This is a genomic window from Vibrio sp. RE86, assembly GCF_013114545.1.
Classification (GTDB): domain Bacteria; phylum Pseudomonadota; class Gammaproteobacteria; order Enterobacterales; family Vibrionaceae; genus Vibrio.
In genome coordinates, this window is record NZ_VTXI01000008.1 from 1 (window position 1) to 21,526 (window position 21,526).

Genomic DNA, 21,526 nt, shown 5'->3' on the forward strand with positions numbered 1-21,526 from the left:
GTGATAACTAACTTGTTACCATCTAGTGTTAGACCTTCTACCAAACCTTGAACATTATCGACAGATAGAGTCGCTTCCGCATCAACATCGTCAGCACCTTTAAGCAGATTCAGAGTCTTCTGTGATGCGTTTTCATGAGTGGTCTTAGTCAGCGTGCCTTCGACAGTTGGCGCATCGTTGCTGCCTTGAATATCAACGCTAATAGTATGAGAATCTGAACCATCTAATGAAGCAACTGTAAGCGTTTCTGTAAATGTATCACCCTGCTTTAAAGCGTCCGCTTTTTGGTCATCCAGTTGATATGTCCACGCACCAGTATCACTGTTGAATGTAAAGGTACCGTATTCACCTTGCAGTGCTTCTGGTGTCACCACGCCAAAGGTGCTCTGATTTACGTCGGCATCTGAAACCGACAACTGACCTTCTGCGAAATCATTACCAATCGTATTGCCGTCTTTGTCGACACCCGCTTCAATGATGTCGGCGCTTTGAGGATCCGAAACATCAATAGTTGCGATGTCATTTGTGCCTACGACCGTAATATCTACAGTGCCTGTAGCCGTGCCGTCTAACGAAGTCACATCAAACGACAGAGGAACAGATGCCCCCTCAGCTAACGCTTGAACAGCATCGCTCTCATTGTTAATGGTGAACGTCCAGTTACCATCACGATCTACAGTGAACGAACCGTACTCGTTCGTAATAGTTAACGGCTCAACAAATGCTTCACCAGCATCAACGTCAGAGATAGACAGTTGGCCTGAAGCAACAGATGCGCTGTCGTCATCTTCAACGACGGAACCATCGTCGCTACCCACTGACGCTGGGTCATTGACGGGCGTCACCTCAATACTAACGATAAGCGTATCGCTTCCGCCATTACCATCACTCACAGTGACTTCAAAACTGTCTGGACCGTTATAGTTTTCATTTGGCGTGTAAGTCCAAGAACCATCCGAATTTACTATTACTACGCCATTAGAAGGAGAGGATGACTGACTATAAGTCAGGTTGTCATTTTGGCTAGCGTCTGTCGCAATCAATTGTCCAGTAAGGGCTTCATCTTCATTAGTGGTAAGAGCAAGAGCACCCTCAATCGGTGAGCTGTTTTCATCAACGAAGACAGGATCGAACAATCTAAATTGCTCTAAAAGCGTTAAGCTTTGAGTCTCTGAAAGACCTAAAGAATTAAAACCAGATGTTACAAACTCTGTAGAAGCAATAGTCTCAGACCCATCACGCGCTACACTTCCAGTCGCCGTTAGACTTGATCCAGTTTGTCCACCAGCGGCAGTCGCAAACTCGTCGTCTAGCTGAGTCGGGTCTTGTCCCTCTTCTAATGCAGCGAAGATGTCTTCAATTTCACCTGTGATGTCTTGACTCTCTCCACCGTCATCGACAACTGCGACTTGAAGATCTTGTTCAGTTGATTCATTGGTTTGAACGACAACCTCACCGGGCTTTGGCAACTCTCCGTCGGCTAAAACTCTGACGTTACCATTGAGGTCGATAACTATAACTTGGTTAGCTGCAAGATTTCCCATTGCTACAAAAGTACCAAAACCCATAATGAAAGCCCTTAATCCTTGACTATTTTACTTCAGCCCGCCAGACGACAAATATCTGACAGACTATAAATTCACGATCTTTATAAATTACCACTTTTAACTCTTCGACCCAAAGAAGTTTTTCCCAATTTCTTAACATCAAACACGACACAGGTTGCATTTCTCAACATTGAGATAATGGATCAAGATCTCGTTTTTCATCGACTTTTAAGAGGATGGCATACATTTGAGCAACAAAACGATAAAACTGCATCCACGCCAGTTTTTTAACAGATTAGAAACACAGAAATGCTCTTTTACATTAGTCTTCTCTTGCTTAGAGTGTTATTTTATTGGCGCTATTGATGGATTCATCTCATATTTGAGACATAAATTTGAGTAATATCCTCGCCTGAGAGCACTTGAGGAGAACAAAAGTGAATTGGAATAAGTTGAAAGTACTAAGTTGCGCGGTTGCACTTAGCTTTCCTGCACATAGTCAGACATTAGAACAAGCCGTTGCGAATACCATTGCTACCAACCCAGAAATAAAAGCTTCCTATAATGAATTCAGAAGCAAATTTTTTGATTCTGAAGCATCATCAGGAGCTTACCTGCCTAAGATTGACCTTGATGCTGGTATTGGCTATGAAGCAGTAGACCTTGCTTCTGGCACTGAGGACGAACTCACCAGAAAAGAGGCAACACTCACTCTTACACAGCTTATTTGGGACGGTTCAGCAACTTTAAACGATATGGATAGGACATCTGCAGATGCCGAATCTGTTCGTTTCCAATTACTTTCAGACGCCCAAGATATCGCTCTAGAAGTGACTAAAATCTATTTAGACGCGACTAAAGCATATGAAGTTTTAGCTCTCTCCGAAAGCAACCTTGCGGTTCACAAAAATATTTACAGTGATATCCGTAAACGTGTTGAATCAGGCATTGGCTCTACCGCTGATTTATCACAGGTTGAAGCGCGCCTTGCAAAAGCACACGGAAACTTATTAGCGGCTCAGAACAATCTGTTTGATGTACATACACAATTTAAACGTATTGTAGGGCAAGCTCCGCAAGGTTTGACGTTCCCGCGAGCTGATCAAACAGCGATTCCTTATACTGTTGATGAAGCGTTAATGTCTGCATTTGAATCTCACCCTGTCGTTAAAGTCGCACAGGCAGACGTTGATTCAGCACGTTTCCAATACGACCAAACCAAAGGCGTAAACTACCCGACACTTTCATTTGAAGCGAATCAAACATGGCGTGATGATGCAGGTGGAATCCCAGGAGAGAGTGACGAATTCTCTGCTATGCTTCGTATGCGTTACAACTTGTATAATGGTGGCTCTGACGCAGACCGCTCTGAAAGTGCTGCATATCAACTAAATAAAGCAAAAGATTTCCGCGATCGTACCTTCCGCTCAGTGGAAGAAGGATTGAGACTGTCTTGGAGTGCGCTTGATCTTACTGTGCAACAGAAAGACTTTCTTGCTGACCATGTAGACTCGGCATCAGACACCGTCATTGCCTACGAAAAGCAATATAAATTGGGTAAGCGCACTCTACTTGACCTTCTTAACACTGAAAACGAACTGTTCGAGGCGCGTAAAGGTTACCTAGACGCAAAATACGACGAACAATATGCAAAGTATCGTGTCATGAATGCAACCGGTAATCTTTTATCTGCGCTGCGTGTAGATACTCCTGAAGAGTGGAATGAAAAGGTAGAGTATTAAAATGAAACAATCCCTAATCACAGCCCTAGTCCTATCTGCTCTGTTTACTCTGCCTACCCACGCAGAAGATGAGTATGATTACCGTGAAACACCAAACCCTGTTCAAGTCGATGATTTACTCGATGACGATAAAGACGGTGTTATCAATGCTCGCGATCTTTGTCCCCAAACTCCACGTCAAGCGGATATCGATAATGACGGGTGCGGTACATACATCAAAACCGAGCAAGAGATGAGCCTACACATCCTATTTGCTAACGACTCTGACACTATTCAACCTGTATTCCTCGCTCAAGTGCGTGAGATGTCTGAGTTTTTGGAGACTTACCCATCTACATCGATCGAACTTCAAGGTTATGCAAGTAAAGTGGGTAACCCCGAGTACAACATGGCTTTGTCAAAGCGAAGAGCGACTTCGGTAGAACGTGCGTTACTGCAAAATGGTGTGACACCTAAACGCATCCGAATTGTCGGCTTTGGTGACTCGGCTTTAGAAACAACTGGGGATGATGAAGTTAGCCATGCTCGAAATAGAAAGGTCGTTGCCACCGTCGTTGGACACAAAGGCAATGTCAAAGAGGAATGGACAATCTTCACAAAAATTGAAAAGTAGATAAAAATGAACTTAAAGGGGGCAATCGCTCCCTTTTTTATTTGGCTTTTTCGATACGAGTGTTACCCTAGCAGCGAACTAATTTAAGAGATAAACCCAATGAGCAAATTAACGTCTGATATTCAAGCAAACCTTGAGCTATTCGTTACAGAAACCAAGCAGTCTAAACTTGTTTGGGGTATGCGCAATGAAGAAGGTTGGCTAGCCTGTGATTCAACTGAGTTTGAAAACAGTGAAGTAATGCCGTTTTGGTCATCTAAAGAAGATGCAAAAGCGCATAACGTAGAAGAATGGGCAGACTTCGAAGTTCTAGAGATCCCTTTAGACATCTTTGTTGAAGATTGGCTATTAACTCTAGCAGAAGACGGTGTTTTAGTTGGTACAAACTGGAATGGCCAATTAGAAGGTAAAGAGATGGAGCCTTCTGATCTAGCGAAACTGTACATCGATTAAAACTGACTATTTCTCAAAGCGCCTAACCAGGCGCTTTTTCATTTCAGCGCACAATAATATCTATCTCGCATTTTTCAATGCATCTTATAACAACACACTGTACTCTATGTAATTTTAAAACTAAAATAGAAAAAACATAAAATTACAGTTCAATGATACGTCAATTCGCTAAACACGTTCTATTAGGATGTGCTCTCGTGATTTCTCAAGTTCCAGCTTATGCTGTTGAACAATGGGAAGAGTGGGAAATCGCCTACCACGAAATATCTAATCAAAATGACACGCGCGCATTAGCAATGCTTCAAGATCGTTACGCGTCACTTCCACCTGGTGTAGGTAAACTATACGTAAGCTCAAAGTTGCATAGTTTCATGTCTTTACATGGTCAACCATTCCACGGCAATAGCCTTGAGTATGACGATGGCTATTCCATGAGAGAACAGCTTTTTGTTTCCGCACTAAACGCTGAAATTAACCTCGATTTTGAAGCTGCTAAAACAAGCTATATTCAACTACTGAAAAGAGCGAGCCAAACCGAAGACATTCAGGGAAAGATTCTGTTTGAGTATCATCTTTGTCGCGCACTCAACAAACAAGGGCAATTTTTCAGTGCGTCATTTTTTTGTTCAGCCCTCAGAACACATATTGAAGATACCGCTTACACCATATTACCTAAACACCAAGCAATTCGTGTCATTGCGAACAATCTTGAATACACTGGCGACTATCGGTCTGCGCTCGAGTCTTATCAGCAATATCTCGCTATCATCCCTAGTAACGTAGATCCCTCAGGCGTCTACAATGATGCGGGGTTACTCTTTAGCCACCTAGGCCAAACTGAGCAAGCACTCGACTACCTCAACACTGCATTAAAGATTCGAAGTGAAAACAACTCTCCGCTTGAACTTGCTCAATCTCATCACAGCATCGGAAAGGTTTATCTCACTGATGCGCAATATGATCAATCAATCCACCACTTTACTCAGTCAGAAAAGATTCTCGCCGATTACAAGCATGTCTATGGATTAACCTACGCGTATCTTGGATTAGGGGAAGCTCACGTTCGTATGGGAAAGGCTGATATTGGGATACAGTATTTACTCAAGTCTTTAGAGTATGCATCGGTTCAAGGAAACGATCAGTTACGAGGCGAAATCTACCTAGCCCTCGCCTCCTCTCATCTCTTCGATGGAAACTATACACACGCGGAAGATTTTGCAGTAAAAGCCCATCACCTAGCTGAACAAATTCAAAGCCACCCACTCGAAACAGCTTCTCTGAAAATGCTCGCGGACCTTGCTGAGTCCCAAAAAGATTATCGCACTGCGTTAAATTTCTACCAAAGATATACCAACGAGAAGCTTTCAACACTGTCAAAGCAACAGAAATCCGCATACTTAGCACTGAGTTCTACACAAAAGGAATTTAAACGCCAAACTGCAAATAATGATGCGCTTGAGCAAAACCGTAATCAAGCAAAAACGATTTCGCTTTTAGATTCTCTGAACGGGTTCTATTTACTGCTCATCTCTTTGCTCTGCTTGGCAATCATTGCTCTAACCTTGATATCAAAACGTAAAGAGCGCAGAGCCGAACTTGACCAACTCACTGGAGCAAGAAACCGCGCTGCAGCGATACGCGATATCCGAGCCATACCAAAACTCACAAATAGTGAGCATAAGCATCTACTCATTTTGCTTGATCTTGATGACTTTAAAAAGGTCAACGATGCGTATGGTCATCCAACGGGTGACCGCGCTCTTTCACATGTCGCCGTCGCGATTAGTGAACACCTACAGGCAGAAGACATTTTTGGCCGATTAGGGGGAGAAGAGTTTGTTATTCTAATTCGAGAAATCGATGAATTGGACGTGACTGACAAACTAAGCAGAATCCACAATGCGATATCTCAAACTTCGTTCGAATCCGAAAGTAGAGAGAGGCTCAACGTCACCGCTAGCCTCTCCTATTTGTCTACATCAAAAAGCCTGGCTGATTTTGATGAGCTGTATTCTATCTTGGACCAAGCACTATATCAGGCGAAGCAAAATGGGAAGAACTGCATCATTGATGCGTTCAATGACCCTATTTATTTGCCGCCGACTGCTTACGTACCAGTTCAGCCATAATAGATTCACGGTTGTCTAAGTAATCTGTAAGCCCGACTTTACGAAGCTCACAAGAGGGACAATCGCCACAACCATCACCGATGATGCCGTTGTAACACGTTAAGGTTTTTTCTCTAACGAGTTGCAACGCATCATATTGGTCGGCAAGCGCCCATGTTTCTGCTTTGTTTAACCACATCAAAGGTGTAGAGATTTCTAATTCTCTGTCCATACCCTGTACAAGCGCGTTATTCATCGCTTTTACAAAGTCATTACGGCAATCTGGATAGCCAGAAAAATCTGTTTCGCAAACCCCAGTAATGACCGTTTGAGCGCCGATTTGGTACGCATAAATACCCGCTAGAGTTAAGAACAAGATGTTTCGGCCAGGTACAAAGGAATTAGGAAGGCCGTTCTCTTGAAGCTCATGAGAAACCGGGATGTCATCACGAGTCAGTGAGCTAATTGCCAGTTGGTTCAATAAGCCGACATCCATCACTTTGTGAGCCGCGACACCTAGCTCTTTGGCTAAGCTTTCCGCCACCTCAATCTCAAGCTTATGACGCTGACCATAGTCAAACGTAATCGCGTGAACTTCATCAAACTCTTTCAACGCTTGCACTAAACATGTTGTCGAGTCTTGCCCGCCACTAAATACAACAACGGCTTTTTTCATTCGAGTATTCCTTATGCAATGCTGAGATATTTATGAGTTTGAATTGAAAGACGCCAGTTACGCTTTACGCACACATCAATACAAAGCTGAGTTGCGCGCGGCTTCTGGCTAATAGGCTGGAGGGCAATCGTTGTTCGCTCTGGAACTTGCGCACGCTCAAGAAGAACATCTAGTTGGTCGATATCTTTTTGCGTAGCAACCGGATGCTTGATCTCGTTTGCTCTCAAGAGCGCGCTGTCTAACACTGGCAACTTACCTTTCATTGCCACTTTAGGTGACACTGTCACCCAAGTATCTTCTGTTGTGGCCACTTCTGAAGTACCACTGGTTTCAATTTGGCAACGACACCCTATCGCTTCAAATGCTTCTGTTAGCGGACGCAAATCATAGATACATGGTTCTCCACCAGTAATAACGATATGTTTTGCCGAATATCCTTGATTTTCATACTCATTGACAATGTCTTCCGCCGTTACGCTGCACCAAGTCGGAGAATCTTGAGTCTTTTTGAGGATCTCATCCAAAGCGACTTCATCTTGAGGAGTAGCGTCCCATGTCTGTTTGGTATCACACCAAGCACAACCGACCGGGCACTCTTGCAAGCGAACAAATACAGAAGGAACACCAGTGAATACCCCTTCCCCTTGGATGGTTTCGAACATTTCGTTAATTTTATACAATTTAATTTAACCTAACTCATGATCTAAATTACGCAGGTTCGAGACCTTAAAGGGTTGGCTCACCAAGGTCAACCAATAGATAAATTGATCTCCTTAATCTTAGCGATTATGCTGCCTTCTTTGAGAATTTTGATGTCTATAAGTTTAGGTAAGATATGTATAAATTGATTGCGTTGGATATGGATGGCACGCTCCTAACGAGTGATAAAACTATTTCAGAACGTACCAAATCTGCAATTGCGCAGGCTCGTGAAGCTGGTGTAAAGGTCGTACTGGCTTCTGGTCGCCCTATTGACGGGATGCAAAGTAAGTTAGACGAACTTAACATTGATGGTGATAACGAGTTTGTCGTTTACTTCAACGGTTCAATGGTTAAAGAAATTGGTACAAATAAAGTCATTCACTCGGCAGTCATTAATGGTAAACAAGCAAAGCAAGTTGCTGCACTTGCTACTAAGCTAGGGGCTGATTGCCATGCATTTAGCACTAAACATGGCCTCATTACGCCAAAATTGAATGAGTACACGGATGTTGAGTCTAGCATCAACCAAATTCCTGTTACCGTTTTGGACTTCGATACCCTAGAAGATGACCATCCAATCATTAAAGCAATGATCGTTGGTTCTCCTGAAACGATTACCGCAGTTAGCAGTGCTATTCCTGAAGAGTATCGACAACAATTCACCGTGGTTCAAAGTGCACCAATCTTCTTAGAGTTCTTAAACAAGGAGAGTAATAAAGGTGTCGGTGTGAAAGCTATTGCCGATCACTTAGGAATCACCGAAAAGGAAGTGATTTGTATGGGTGATGCAGAGAATGATCACCACATGATGGAATACGCAGGGTTAGGTGTTGCGATGGAAAATGCAATGCCGCAAACCAAAGCCATCGCTGACCTAATTACAGACAGCAATGACAATGACGGTGTTGCGAAAGTTATTGAAGATTACATTCTCAATCGTTAATCCGGTTTTCTAGGCGCCAATGCCTATTCACTTGGCTTTGGCGCTCGTACGAATAATAGTCGCGAAGAGGATAATCAACACTGGGTAACGCAGAGCTTCTGTCACCAAAGACCATAATCCGCTATGAGACACTTGTTCAACACCAAAAGAAATTAAAAAGTTTACGAGTAAGAGCGAAAGAGTTGCGATCATCGCCGCTCGACCTGTTACCACGGTTTTATCTCGATTTAAGGTGAAGACTAAACTTGCAACCGTAATTGTCACGGCTAACCAATACGTAAACGCAGGTATCGGCCACACCAGAGTTAAGACCGCACATACAACGACTAAACCCATCCACACCACCTTAGAAGAAAGCAGTGTGATAACGTTGATCTCTGGCTTTGTTTCTAAACGAATCAGATGCCAAGCGCAAAGTGCCCCAAGTAGAATCCCACTGAAACTATCAACAATAAACGCAGCGCCACTGTAAAACTTACCTAACCCCATCCAAATCACAATCGCTAATAGCGCTATCGAGTAGCGGTTAATGGACAATTTTTTGAGCGCATGCAGCAACATAACCCCTACGCACACTAAAACAGCCATCGGCAAGCTCGGCAAACTGAAGCCATAACTTTGTGTCAGTTCAACCGCGGGAAGATAGACGTGCGGCCTTGGGTAGGCGAAACCTTGCTGAGCGACCAACGCGAGTAATGAGGTCATCGTCAAAGCAAAGAACACTTTATAGCTAAACTCTTTTCCAAAACGCCAGCAAATCAACGGAAACAGAATCAACAATAGTGAAGAAGAAGATAGTTCGCTCACAGCTAAAATAAGGCTATCGACTACCCACTTAACCTCAGGATTTAACTGCGTAAGTGAGTGTTGCAGATTGAGCATCCATTCAAGTTCAACTTGGTTTAAAACCGGAGCAGCTTCAATTAGATTTCCGATGTATAACACACTTTGATCTGTGGTTTTAGGAAGAGTCTCCACCAGCCAATCTAACTGCTCTGGGAAGCGATAGTCACTCTTATTGACGACGGATGGATCGATTAGCATTGCAGATGCGATTTCAATACCATAGTGTGGTGCAAACCAAACAGGTAATTCGTTACCATCGAAATTGTTATTGAACTGAAACGCGACAATTTCTGAATCGCTAACACAATCATAGAAAATCGCATTTTCATTTTTCGCCAATACTTCACCCACAGTGACCACTAGGCCTGTCTCTTCCCAAGTCTCACGTTGTGCTGTTGCTCTAGGATCTTCACCCGCGACTACTGTGCCAGCAGGGAGAGAGAGTTTTTTAGTAATAATTTCATTAACAAGAACAACTTTATCTCCTGAACGAACAACACATACCGCGCCCTTCACCGATGACTCAGATGCAAACGCCGTGTTAGCCACCGAAAAGAAAAATGAAAGAAACAAAATGATTGAGAGAGTAAACTGACGATGTAAATACATGATTTTTCTAATTTGATTTGACGGACTTTCTTAGCCAATGAATATGATGTTGAAACCCAAATTGATGATAAAGCTCTTGCGCTGGGGCATTAAAATCCCACACTTCAACAAAAATCTCTTTCACCCCGTATTCTTCGAATACCTGTTCAATCTTTTGGCACAACAACGTTGCAATGCGATGACCACGATGCGACTTAATAACATAAAGCTCATCGATACTGCCCATTTGAATTGGTTTACTGACAGTAGACACCAGTTCACAAAAATGTCCTGAGATAAAACCAACAATGTCCTCTTCATCGCAGGCAACAAACACGACACACTCTGGATCATCTAAGTAACGAGCGATACTCTTTTCCTGCTCGATATCCTCAGCCGTTTTAAAATATTCAGGGCATTGCTCATGATGCTCTTTGTGAAGTTCGAACATCAATGTGTTAAGTGCTTCGAGATCCTCAGTGCGAGCTGAACGTATCTTCATGGTTTGCATCTGTATTTTTGCGTTGCAAATAAAGCAATAGTGTGGCGTTTTATGCAAAAATGGTCAATAAAAAAGCCCCTATTTCTAGGGGCTTTGTAAATATATGAGCATATTTAGATCTTCAGAACACGTTCGATTTCCGCCAAACTCGTTGGATCGTCAATCGTTGATGGTACTGTATATTGTTCACCATCCGCTATCTGACGGATTGTACGTCGCAGAATCTTGCCCGAGCGCGTTTTTGGTAAACGCTCTACAACTAGCGCATGCTTAAAACAAGCGACTGCTCCAATTTCATCACGTACCTTACCGACTAACTCTCCTTCTAGCTGAACATCATCGACTTTTACGCCATCTTTTAGCACAACCAGACCCAATGGCAATTGCCCTTTCAAATCATCATGAACGCCAACAACTGCACATTCAGCAATGGCCGGGTGGCCGCCGACGATCTCTTCCATCTCACCCGTTGAAAGGCGGTGACCAGCAACGTTTATCACATCATCGATACGCCCCATGATGAACAGATATCCATCCTCGTCAAGGTAACCGCCATCACCCGAAACATAGTAACCAGGGAATTGACTCAAATAGCCCGATTCAAAGCGGTCATGATTACGCCAAACCGTTGGTAAACAACTTGGTGGTAGAGGTCTCTTTAGCGCAACAAACCCTTGCTGATTCGGTTGCGAGGTTTCTCCTAATTCATTGAGTATTTCAACTTGGTAACCCGGAATCGGCTTGGTCGATGATCCAGCTTTCACCGGCATTGGTTCAATGCCCGTTGGGTTACCCGCGATTGCCCAGCCTGTTTCAGTCTGCCACCAGTGATCGACCACTGGTTTGTCTGTTTTGCTTTCAACCCACTCTAATGTTGGCGGGTCTAAACGTTCGCCAGCCATAAATATCGTTTTAAGGTTTGATAGGTCATATTGCTTGAGGCACTCTCCGTCTGGATCTTCTTTCTTGATTGCACGAAAAGCCGTTGGAGCAGAGAAAAGCACATCGACTTTGTACTCCTCACACACTCGCCAGAACGCGCCAGGGTCTGGAGTACGCACTGGTTTTCCTTCGAATAGAACCGTTGTACATCCATGGATCAGCGGTGCATAAACGATATAAGAGTGACCGACAACCCAACCGACATCAGAAGCCGCCCAATAAACACCATCTTGCGGAATGTTATAGATGGCACTCATTGAGTACTTCATCGCGACCGCGTGGCCGCCATTGTCTCGCACCACGCCTTTAGGTTTGCCGGTGGTTCCTGAAGTGTAAAGGATATATAGCGGGTCTGTGGCTAAGACAGGCACACATGCGTGCGGCAGTGCTTGCTCATAAAGGCTCAACCAGTCTAAATCTCTGCTTTCGTTCAACTCTGCTTCACACTCAGGACGCTGCAAAACAATCACATTTTCCGGTTTCCAGCGACTTTCCATGATGGCACGGTCAACCAATGGCTTGTATGGAATTACCTTGTTAATTTCGATGCCACAAGACGCGGTCAAAACAAGCTTGGGCTCTGCATCTTCTAGCCTCACTGCAAGTTCATTGGCAGCAAACCCACCAAACACAACGGAGTGGATAGCTCCTAAGCGCGCACATGCAAGCATGGCCATAGCAGCTTCCGGGATCATCGGCATATAGATGACAACCCTATCTCCCTTTGTTACGCCCTTTTCAGCGAGCATTCCCGCGACTTTAGCGACATTGTCTCTTAATTCGTTATAGCTGTACTGACACTTTTTACCCGTCACTGGAGAGTCGTAAATTAACGCCGTTTGGTTACCTCTCCCTTGCTCGCAATGGTAGTCCAATGCAAGCCAAGATGTGTTTAATAGACCATCTGGGAACCAACGTTCGATGCCATTTTCATCATTGGCCAACATGGTTTGTGGCTCTTTAAACCAATCAATCTGTTTTGCTTGTGTTGCCCAAAAAGACTCCGGTTCATCCAGCGCCCATTGATACTCTTTCTGATATGCAGACATAGTGCTTCCTCCAGTATGTACTGACATGACTTTTAGATAATTAATATTGTTTTAATTACTTAAAAATATCGGAAGGAACACGCACATATCCCTCCATTAAGATTCGAGCGCTGCGGCTCATAATCGCTTTCTCGACCACCCAGTCTTCATTGTTCTTGACTGCAGATGCACCAACTCTTAGCGTTCCCGATGGGTGTCCAAACGTAACGAACTCCCTTTCTCCTCCCCCTGAGGCTCTGTTAAGCACAGTCCCAGGCACACATGCAGCAGAGGCAATCGCCACCGCGGCGGTTCCCATCATCGCATGGTGAAGCTTACCCATAGAAAGTGCTCGAACTAGCAGTTCGACGTCTTCATCATTGATCGGCTTACCACTTGACGAGGTGTAGCTTTTTGGTGGCGCAACAAAGGCAACTTTGGGCGTATGCTGACGTTCGCTAGCCTCTTCAAGACTCTCTATTAGTCCCATCTTTAACGCACCGTAAGCGCGAATCGTCTCAAATCTGGCAAGCATTTCGCTATCACTATTGATATCAGATTGAAGTTCCGTCCCTGTATAGCCCAGCGCTTCTGCATCAATGAAAATCGTTGGGATACCTGCGTTGATCATCGTTGCTTCAAATGTTCCTACACCCGGAACGTTTAGTTGCTCAATCAAGTTCCCTGTGGGAAACATACTCCCGTTGGCATCTGCTGGGTTCATAAAGCTGACTTCAAGTTCCGCAGCGGGAAACGTCACGCCATCTAATTCAAATGAGCCAGTTTCTTGAACCAATCCATCGACGATTGGCACCTGTATCACGATCGTCTTTTCAATATTGACCTGCCATACGCGGACTGTCGCCATACCATTAATTGGGAGCTTACTTTTATCGATCAAACCTGCATGAATCGCAAACGGGCCCACCGCTGCTGATAAGTTCCCACAGTTACCGCTCCAATCAACAAATGGTTTATCAATCGACACCTGACCAAACAAGTAATCCACATCATGGCCTGGCCGAGTACTTTTAGAGACGATTACCGTTTTACTGGTACTCGATGTTGCGCCCCCCATTCCATCAATTTGCTTTTCGTAAGGATCAGGGCTGCCAATGACTCGAAGTAACAGTTTGTCTCTCAGTTCACCCGGCTGCTGGGCTTCCACTGGTAATTCATCTAGTCGGAAAAAGACGCCTTTACTAGTGCCACCGCGCATGTAGGTCGCTGGAATTTTCATCTGACTTTGCATCATCTTCTCCTGCCTACTGAGCCAAAAAATCGTTAGCAAATCGTTGCAGTACGCCACCAGCGCTATACACACTAACCTCATCCGCCGTATCTAATCGGCAGATTACCGGTACATCCACTTTCTCGCCGTTTCGACGTGTGACAATTAGGGCCAATTCTGCACCTGGAGTAATGTCGCCGACTACGTCGTACAATTCACTCCCATCGAGTGCTAAGGTGTTACGGTCTGTGCCATCTTTAAACTGCAACGGTAATACGCCCATGCCCACTAGATTCGTTCTGTGGATGCGCTCAAAGCCTTCAGCCACAATCGCTTCAACACCGGCAAGCCTAACACCTTTAGCGGCCCAATCTCTTGAGGACCCTTGGCCGTAATCCGCACCTGCAATAATGATAAGTGGTTGTTTACGAGACATGTAGGTTTCGATTGCTTCCCACATTCGCGTAACTTTTCCTTCTGGCTCAATTCTCGCTATAGATCCTTGTACAACCTCGCCATTTTCTTTGACCATTTCATTGAACAGTTTTGGGTTGGCAAAGGTTGCTCTCTGCGCGGTTAAATGATCGCCTCGGTGAGTCGCGTACGAATTGAAATCTTCCTCTGGTACATCCATTGAAGCGAGGTATTCACCAGCAGCACTGGATGCCAAAATTGCATTTGAAGGCGATAAATGGTCAGTGGTGATGTTGTCGCCAAGCACCGCTAAAGGTCTCATTGAAGATAGAGTCCGTTTGCCTGCTAGCGCACCTTCCCAATATGGAGGACGGCGAATGTAAGTACTCTTAGGTCTCCAATCATAGAGCGGATTACTACTTGAGTTTTCTGGTTGAGGTTTGAACATCTCAACATAGATTTGGTTAAACTGTTCAGGCTTAACATGCTTACCCACAACCGCATCAATTTCTTCGTCACTCGGCCACAAATCATTGAGGTAGATTGGCTTGCCCTGTGCGTCTAGGCCTAGAGAGTCTTTCTCGATATCAAAGCGGATAGTTCCCGCCAGTGCATAGGCAACGACCAAAGGTGGAGAAGCTAAGAAGGCCTGTTTGGCGTATGGGTGAATCCTTCCGTCAAAGTTGCGGTTGCCTGACAATACGGCTGTCGAGTACACATCTCGGTCGATAATTTCTTGCTGAATTTCAGGGTCGAGCGCCCCGCTCATTCCATTACAAGTTGTACAAGCATAGGCGACGATGCCAAAGCCGAGTGTCTCCAACTCTTCAAGCAAACCAGCGTCTTCAAGGTAGAGTTTTGCTACCTTAGAGCCTGGAGCAAAGGAGGACTTAACCCAAGGTTTACGTACCAAGCCAAGTTGATTCGCTTTCTTGGCCAACAAACCAGCAGCGACGACATTGCGCGGATTACTCGTGTTTGTACAGGACGTAATGGCGGCAATAATGACCGCACCATCAGGTAATAGACCCTCTTGCGATGAGATTTGCTGAGCAATGCCTCGCTCGGCTAATTCCGACGTAGGAAGGCGACGATGTGGATTCGAAGGGCCTGCCATATTGCGACTGACTTTAGACAGATCACACTCTAAGACTCGTTCATATTCTGCCTCTTTTAGATCATCAGCCCACAATCCCGTTTGCTTAGCGTAGTTTTCAACCAAGGCGACTTGCTCTTCATCTCGGCCCGTCAGTTTCAGGTAATTGATTGTCTGCTGATCAATATAGAACATCCCTGCGGTTGCCCCATATTCTGGAGTCATGTTTGAGATAGTGGCACGATCGCCAATAGTCAGCTCGCTAGCACCCTCCCCGAAGAATTCGAGGTAACAAGAAACCACTCGTTCAGCACGTAAAAACTCGGTGATGGCCAAAACGATATCTGTCGCAGTAATTCCGGACTGACGTGATCCTGTTAACTTAACTCCGACAATATCAGGTAGTCTCATCATTGAGGGGCGACCGAGCATAACGGTTTCAGCTTCAAGGCCACCGACACCTATGGCAATGACACCAAGCGCATCAACATGCGGTGTATGGCTATCTGTACCGACACAAGTATCTGGATAAGCAATACCGTATTTGGATTGCACCACAGGGGACATTTTCTCTAAGTTTATTTGGTGCATAATGCCATTACCCGCGGGGATCACACTGACATTTTCAAAAGCTGTTTTACACCATTCAATAAAGTGGAATCGGTCTCCGTTTCGTCGCTCTTCAATCGCTCGATTTTTGTCAAAAGCGTCAGCCTCGAAACCTGCGTGTTCAACGGCTAACGAGTGATCAACGATCAACTGTGTCTCAACGACAGGATTTACTTTCGCCGGATCACCGCCTTGATCAGCAATGGCATCTCTAAGGCCTGCAAGGTCAACCAGCGCGGTTTGGCCGAGGATGTCATGGCAGACAACTCGTGCAGGGTACCATGGAAAATCTAAGTCTCGCTTGCGACCAATAATCTGCAGCAAGCTGTCTTCTAAGCTGTCCGGGTCACAACGTCGAACTAACTGCTCCGCCAACACTTTTGACGTATAAGGCAGTTTCTCATAAGCGCCTTCTTGGAGGGAGTTCACCGCTTCTCTGGTATCAAAGTACTCTAAATTCGTCCCTGGCAGCGGTTTTCTGTATTTTGTATTTATACTCATTGTGCTTCCATTCCAAATGTTGATCGATGCTCCCACTCAGGAGCATCATAGTTATCAAGAGTTGTCGTTATCGCTCTTCGATTGGCAACCAATCTTGATGATCTGGTCCGGTATAATCGGCACTTGGTCGAATAATTCGGTTATTTGCGCGTTGCTCGTAAACATGGGCTGCCCAGCCTGTTAAACGGCTCATAACGAAGATTGGCGTAAACAACTTAGTTGGAATGTCCATGAAGTGGTAAGCAGAAGCATGGAAAAAGTCCGCATTACAGAACAACCCTTTTTCGCGCTTCATGACAGACTCAACACGTTCTGAAACGGCATACAAATGAGTGTCGCCCACCGCCTCAGACAACTCCTTTGACCAACGTTTGATCAGAGAATTTCGCGGGTCGCTTTCACGGTAAATTGCATGACCAAAGCCCATGATTTTGTCTTTGTTGGCTAACATTTGCATTATGTTACTTTCGGCTTCATCAGGCGTTTGCCAGTTTTCTATCATCTCCATCGCGGCTTCGTTTGCTCCACCATGCAAAGGACCTCTCAAGGTGCCGATTGCAGCAGTGATACAAGAATGAAGATCAGACAATGTGGAAGCACAAACACGTGCAGCGAAGGTAGAGGCATTAAACTCATGCTCAGCATAAAGAATCAGTGAGCAGTGCATCACTTTCTTATGCATTTCGGATGGCGCTTTATCGGTAAGCAGCTTTAAGAAATAGCCGCCAATACAGTTTTCTGATTGATCGTCGGTATCAATGCGCACCCCATCATGGCTGTATCGGTACCAATAACAGATAATCGCTGGAAACAGCGCCAACATTCTCTCTGTTGAGTCAAGTTGCTGATCGAAGTTGGTCTCTTGCTCTAAATTACCGAGCACGGAGCAGCCTGTGCGCATGACATCCATTGGATGGGCCGTTGCAGGGATCAGTTCTAGGGCTTGTTTTAACTCTTGTGGTAAACCACGTAAACTAATCAGTCGAGTTTTGTAGGCATCCAGCTCTTGTTGGTTCGGCAAGTGACCGCGCAGTAGTAAATGTGCAACCTCTTCAAACTGCGCATTATTGGCAAGATCTGTTATGTCATAACCACGATAAGTTAGACCCGTCCCCGTTTTACCGACAGTACATAAAGCTGTGCTTCCAGCGCTTTGGCCTCGTAGACCTGCGCCACCTAACTCTTCATTCTTTTTAGATGATAGAGGCATTGTAGAACTCCTTTTCTGTTTGACGTCACTCTCTAATTGGAGCTTTAAATCAAACGATTTCACGTAATTGGATGTTTATATTGGTTTTCTTGGACTTACCTTTTTCCTGTCAGCCAGCGTTATTTACCTTCAGAGAATAGCTGGTCGAGTTTGTCCTCATAATCATGATATTTTAGATGTGCGTAGAGCTCTTTTCTGGTCTGCATTGATTCGGTGAGAGCTTCTTGGTTTCCGACCTCAAGCAGGTGTTTGTAGACATTCTCTGCCGCTCGGTTCATCGCCCTAAACGCGCTTAACGGATACAACACCATATCGACTTTAGATGCAGCTAACTCTTCGCAGCCATAAAGAGGTGTCTGACCGAACTCGGTAATGTTGGCCAAGATTGGCACATGTTTACCTGTTGCTTGCTCTAACGCTTCAGAAAACTGAACATACTGTTCGAGTTGATTCATTGCCTCAGGGAAGATCATGTCTGCCCCCGCTTCAACACACGCAATTGCTCGCTCAATAGCGCGATCAATCCCCTCTACAGCCAGTGCATCCGTTCTTGCCATAACAACGAAACTGTCATCATTACGAGCATCAACAGCCGCCTTAACTCGATCAACCATCTCCTGCTGGCTAACAATGGCTTTATTCGGTCTATGACCACATCGCTTTTGCGCTACCTGGTCTTCCATGTGGATAGCCCCGGCTCCGGCTTTTTCGATAGATTTTATGGTTCGAGCAATATTGAATGCGCCACCAAATCCCGTATCAATATCAACGAGCAACGGCAAATCACAAGCATTGGTGATGCGTTCTACATCAACTAATACATCGTTCAAGGTTGTAATACCTAAATCAGGCAGGCCATACGATGCATTCGCAATACCGCCTCCCGATAGATAAATCGCTTGGTGACCGATGTTTTTTGCCATCATTGCGCAATAAGGGTTGATGGTCCCTACGATTTGCAGCGGGTTATTTTGTTCAACGGCGAGCCTAAATTTGGCTCCTTGAGATAAACTCATGACAGTTCCCTCTAGTCTTTTTGAATTTGCTGTTCGATCAAAATTCGGCTACCCGAGATATGACGTCGCATTAGCATTTCGGCTAACTCTTCATCTCGATTTCGGATTGCTTGAAGAATATATTTGTGCTCATCCAACGCCTCCACAGGTCGAGAATGGGCACGCGGTGATTGATAGCGATACATACGAAGTAAGTGATAAAGTTCATCGCATAACAGTGAGATCAGTTTTCTGTTACGGCTTGCCAGAATGATGCGGTAGTGAAAATCAAAATCCCCATGTTGATGAAAGTAAGAAGCTCCCTCTACCTCATCAATATGTTTCGAATGTGTCGACAACACCGCTTCTAACCCAACAAGTTCATCTGCTGTAATGTGACGAGCGGCCAAGCGTGCAGCCATGCCCTCTAACGCTTCACGCACAGAATAAAGCTCAACTAGATTTTCTGGAGAAAGAGTAATCACCCTTGCTCCAACATGAGGGATTCGCTCGATCAGACCTAGCCCCTCTACACGCATTATTGCTTCTCTAAGTGGCCCACGACTCACTTGATACTGTTTCGCCAATTCAGGTTCAGAGATCTTACTCCCCGGAAGAATCTCTCCACTCACAATGGCTTCGATTAACAGTTCAGTTAAGCTTTCTGACTTGGTGTTCTCCTTGTCAACGCTTTCTTTTGTTCGAGTTTTAAGTTCAATATTCATCTTCAATACACTCGCTAGACTTACTTACACTGTCTACAATCTGTTCAACTAATTTTAAAATAGACCAGAAAACTGTCGACAATCAAGATAATTGTCGACAATTTAGACTAAGGTAGTAATCATGATATGTATAAGGGTCAAAGAGGTAAGAAGAGCTGTGAGCATAGCAATGTGACATAGGACGACATAATAGAGAGAGGTTTATGACTAACAAGCTGGAACGGATTACTATCTATATTACTGCCCGTCATACTTTATATATAGAAGACCAATGCACTCTCGTAACCGACACACTATATTTGTAGGCCTACTTGCGATCACCGTAGGCGGTTGTTCTATGTTTTCAACACCTGATAAAACAGTCTATTACCCACAACTACGAGATGCAGTCTACTCTGAAGATGGGATTTCTGTCATTGAGTCAGACAACGTACTCAAATCAGCAATCAAACAAAACCAGTTCATTCCACTCAGTAACCACCAAGCTGTCGAACAGAGCTTTGATAAAGTGTTTGCAGAGGCAAATGGCATAGAAGGACTATCGGCGGACGATCTCCGAACCCCGATTTTCCATTCGGCTTTATCACGCCTCATCAAGCAGTTTTCTTGTGAACTTTACACCAGTCAACAGCCCAGTGATTCCATTCAAATCTGTCCACCTGATAATCAGATTGTCGACAATAATCTAGATCACTTGCCATTTAATGCTGGGATAAGAGAGTACCAACGCCTTAGAACCGCAGTAATAGATGACAAGCAGAGCTTTGAGATGGAACTGTTTTTGAAAAGTACACTTGAGCGCCCGCTTGACTCATTATGGGGAGCGGTTCATGAACTCGGTTCTTTTAAAGGAAGCGAACTCTCAGCAGATACTATCGTGCTGACAGTTAATATGAAAGCGCATAAAAAAGACCCTCAAATACAACGTTGGCGATCAATCCATCAAGAGCCTTTGGTCTTTTTCGTCACCTTACCCCCAGTAGAGGCTTTGCTCGCTCAAGAGAATGAAGTCAGTAGTATGAAATTCGCTTACCAGAACGCGAAACTGCTCGCTGTCGACAGTCGCTGATCGTGAAGAGACAATAAAGGAACTCCGCAGAGTTCCTTTTTCACATCATTACTCAAAAGTTTACTGAGCATATTTATATTTTGCTGCACTTGGATCCAACATTCCCGCATTAATAAGGTTTCTCTCTATCATCATCTCTTGGAGCTGTTTCAACGAGTTGATATTGCCATAGCCTCGGCGAATCTGATCAAATGCCTGCTCTAACTTAGGTAAGTTCTCCGCAGTCATCTGTTCAGTAGCTGCCTCACTCGACGCCAAAAACCACTCGACATCTTTAGTAATCTCTTGAATGTGTACTAGGGTATCCCTGAGTTTATCTTGGTAGTGGTTTACTTCTTGTATAGCGGTAAAGTACGCAGCCCAAGCTTCCATTCTATCCAATGTCGCATCTTCGCTAGAGTCCATGCTCACGATCGTTTGAGATAATTTCGTACGCGAAGAGTTGATCGCTTCTTTTAATTTAAACAGACGTAGACTTAATTCATCAGCTTTCTTGGGCAGCAGCTTGATTTCGTACTTAACCAACTTTCGAATTGCATGAATTTTTTGATCTCGTTTCTGGGCAGAGTTCACAAAAACTTGGTGGTCTACTTTACCTACTGGGTTAACCTTAAGTTGTTTTCTTGCTTCTTCAATTTTCTTAGAAAGCAATGACTTAACACCTTTTTTAGAGCCTTCTTCCCATGCTTTCCGTGATGCTGCTTTTAGTGCAGCGCCTCCGGCGGCTTCGAGCAACGCTGCTCCTTCTTTACTTCCCGGAAATGGAATCATTCCAATCCCCGTTTTTACGCCTTTTTGGACGACGTCCATCGCAACCATTTTCTTGTCACGTTTTACCCAGTTCTTTGCTGATTGGTACTTATTCCCGAATTTTCTAGCCCAACTTTTGTGGTAAGAAGCACTCTCTTTCTCTACATGATTAAGAAATTCTTTCGCCATGTTTTTTGCATCTGAACTGGCCATATCTCTATTCCTTATTGATTTAT

The 21,526-nt window shown here is 44.5% G+C and carries 18 protein-coding genes; 6 read left to right on the forward strand and 12 right to left on the reverse strand.

Annotation, left to right across the window (positions count from 1 at the left end):
- Nucleotides 1-1,568 (reverse strand): VCBS domain-containing protein (locus F0231_RS09530; RefSeq protein ID WP_171759496.1); only part of this gene is annotated, 1,568 nt, incomplete at its 3' end.
- A gap of 416 nt (nt 1,569-1,984) precedes the next feature.
- Here F0231_RS09530 and F0231_RS09535 point away from each other — a divergent pair.
- The 4 genes from F0231_RS09535 (at nt 1,985) to F0231_RS09550 (ending at nt 6,484) form a co-directional block, all read left to right on the forward strand.
- Entirely contained in the window at nt 1,985-3,289 is a 1,305-nt protein-coding gene (locus F0231_RS09535; protein WP_171759497.1) for a TolC family outer membrane protein, read from the forward strand.
- A 1-nt stretch (nt 3,290) separates the two neighbouring features.
- Complete coding sequence (locus F0231_RS09540; RefSeq protein ID WP_171759498.1) at nt 3,291-3,902, forward strand: OmpA family protein; 612 nt, start codon at nt 3,291-3,293, stop codon at nt 3,900-3,902.
- Nucleotides 3,903-4,001: 99 nt separating this feature from the next.
- The gene (locus tag F0231_RS09545; protein ID WP_171759499.1) at nt 4,002-4,355 is read left to right on the forward strand and encodes a DUF2750 domain-containing protein; all 354 of its coding nucleotides are present in this window, start codon (nt 4,002-4,004) and stop codon (nt 4,353-4,355) included.
- Between the two features lie 197 nt (nt 4,356-4,552).
- Nucleotides 4,553-6,484, forward strand: a complete 1,932-nt coding sequence (locus F0231_RS09550; RefSeq protein WP_367613470.1) for a diguanylate cyclase — start codon at nt 4,553-4,555, stop codon at nt 6,482-6,484.
- On the opposite strand, the gene queC is transcribed toward F0231_RS09550, so the two are convergent.
- Together queC and queE are read right to left on the reverse strand one after the other, a co-directional pair.
- Nucleotides 6,441-7,139: a 7-cyano-7-deazaguanine synthase QueC gene (gene queC, locus F0231_RS09555; protein WP_171759501.1), complete on the reverse strand. Its 699-nt coding sequence runs from the start codon at nt 7,137-7,139 to the stop codon at nt 6,441-6,443. The genes F0231_RS09550 and queC overlap by 44 nt on opposite strands.
- Before the next feature lie 11 nt (nt 7,140-7,150).
- Nucleotides 7,151-7,819 (reverse strand): 7-carboxy-7-deazaguanine synthase QueE, encoded by a 669-nt coding sequence (gene queE / locus F0231_RS09560; RefSeq protein WP_171759502.1) that lies wholly within the window; start codon nt 7,817-7,819, stop codon nt 7,151-7,153.
- Between the two features lie 155 nt (nt 7,820-7,974).
- Between queE and F0231_RS09565 the strand changes: the two genes are divergently transcribed.
- Nucleotides 7,975-8,784, forward strand: coding sequence for a Cof-type HAD-IIB family hydrolase (locus F0231_RS09565; protein ID WP_171759503.1), 810 nt, complete (start codon nt 7,975-7,977; stop codon nt 8,782-8,784).
- Nucleotides 8,785-8,811: 27 nt separating this feature from the next.
- Here F0231_RS09565 and F0231_RS09570 read toward each other — a convergent pair whose 3' ends face one another.
- The 8 genes from F0231_RS09570 to F0231_RS09605 all read right to left on the reverse strand — a co-directional run bounded on the left by F0231_RS09570 (nt 8,812) and on the right by F0231_RS09605 (nt 19,471).
- Nucleotides 8,812-10,239: an NUDIX domain-containing protein gene (locus F0231_RS09570; protein WP_171759504.1), complete on the reverse strand. Its 1,428-nt coding sequence runs from the start codon at nt 10,237-10,239 to the stop codon at nt 8,812-8,814.
- Nucleotides 10,240-10,246: 7 nt separating this feature from the next.
- Nucleotides 10,247-10,729 carry a GNAT family N-acetyltransferase gene (locus F0231_RS09575; RefSeq protein ID WP_171759505.1) on the reverse strand — a complete coding sequence of 161 codons (483 nt, stop codon included), beginning with the start codon at nt 10,727-10,729 and terminating at the stop codon, nt 10,247-10,249.
- A gap of 104 nt (nt 10,730-10,833) precedes the next feature.
- Nucleotides 10,834-12,711 carry a propionyl-CoA synthetase gene (locus F0231_RS09580; protein ID WP_171759506.1) on the reverse strand — a complete coding sequence of 626 codons (1,878 nt, stop codon included), beginning with the start codon at nt 12,709-12,711 and terminating at the stop codon, nt 10,834-10,836.
- A 55-nt stretch (nt 12,712-12,766) separates the two neighbouring features.
- A complete protein-coding gene (gene prpF, locus F0231_RS09585) occupies nt 12,767-13,945 on the reverse strand; it encodes a 2-methylaconitate cis-trans isomerase PrpF (protein WP_171759507.1) in 1,179 nt (392 codons plus the stop codon).
- A gap of 10 nt (nt 13,946-13,955) precedes the next feature.
- Nucleotides 13,956-16,541 carry a Fe/S-dependent 2-methylisocitrate dehydratase AcnD gene (acnD, locus tag F0231_RS09590; RefSeq protein ID WP_171759508.1) on the reverse strand — a complete coding sequence of 862 codons (2,586 nt, stop codon included), beginning with the start codon at nt 16,539-16,541 and terminating at the stop codon, nt 13,956-13,958.
- Between the two features lie 67 nt (nt 16,542-16,608).
- Complete coding sequence (prpC, locus tag F0231_RS09595; protein WP_171759509.1) at nt 16,609-17,751, reverse strand: 2-methylcitrate synthase; 1,143 nt, start codon at nt 17,749-17,751, stop codon at nt 16,609-16,611.
- 119 nt (nt 17,752-17,870) lie between these two features.
- The gene (prpB, locus tag F0231_RS09600; RefSeq protein ID WP_171759510.1) at nt 17,871-18,767 is read right to left on the reverse strand and encodes a methylisocitrate lyase; all 897 of its coding nucleotides are present in this window, start codon (nt 18,765-18,767) and stop codon (nt 17,871-17,873) included.
- 11 nt (nt 18,768-18,778) lie between these two features.
- Nucleotides 18,779-19,471, reverse strand: coding sequence for a GntR family transcriptional regulator (locus F0231_RS09605; protein WP_171759511.1), 693 nt, complete (start codon nt 19,469-19,471; stop codon nt 18,779-18,781).
- Between the two features lie 337 nt (nt 19,472-19,808).
- On the opposite strand from F0231_RS09605, the gene F0231_RS09610 reads away from it, so the two are divergent.
- The gene (locus F0231_RS09610; protein ID WP_253825768.1) at nt 19,809-20,540 is read left to right on the forward strand and encodes a hypothetical protein; all 732 of its coding nucleotides are present in this window, start codon (nt 19,809-19,811) and stop codon (nt 20,538-20,540) included.
- 60 nt (nt 20,541-20,600) lie between these two features.
- On the opposite strand, the gene F0231_RS09615 is transcribed toward F0231_RS09610, so the two are convergent.
- Complete coding sequence (locus tag F0231_RS09615) at nt 20,601-21,503, reverse strand: hypothetical protein (RefSeq protein ID WP_171759513.1); 903 nt, start codon at nt 21,501-21,503, stop codon at nt 20,601-20,603.
- Between the last annotated feature and the right edge of the window lie 23 nt (nt 21,504-21,526).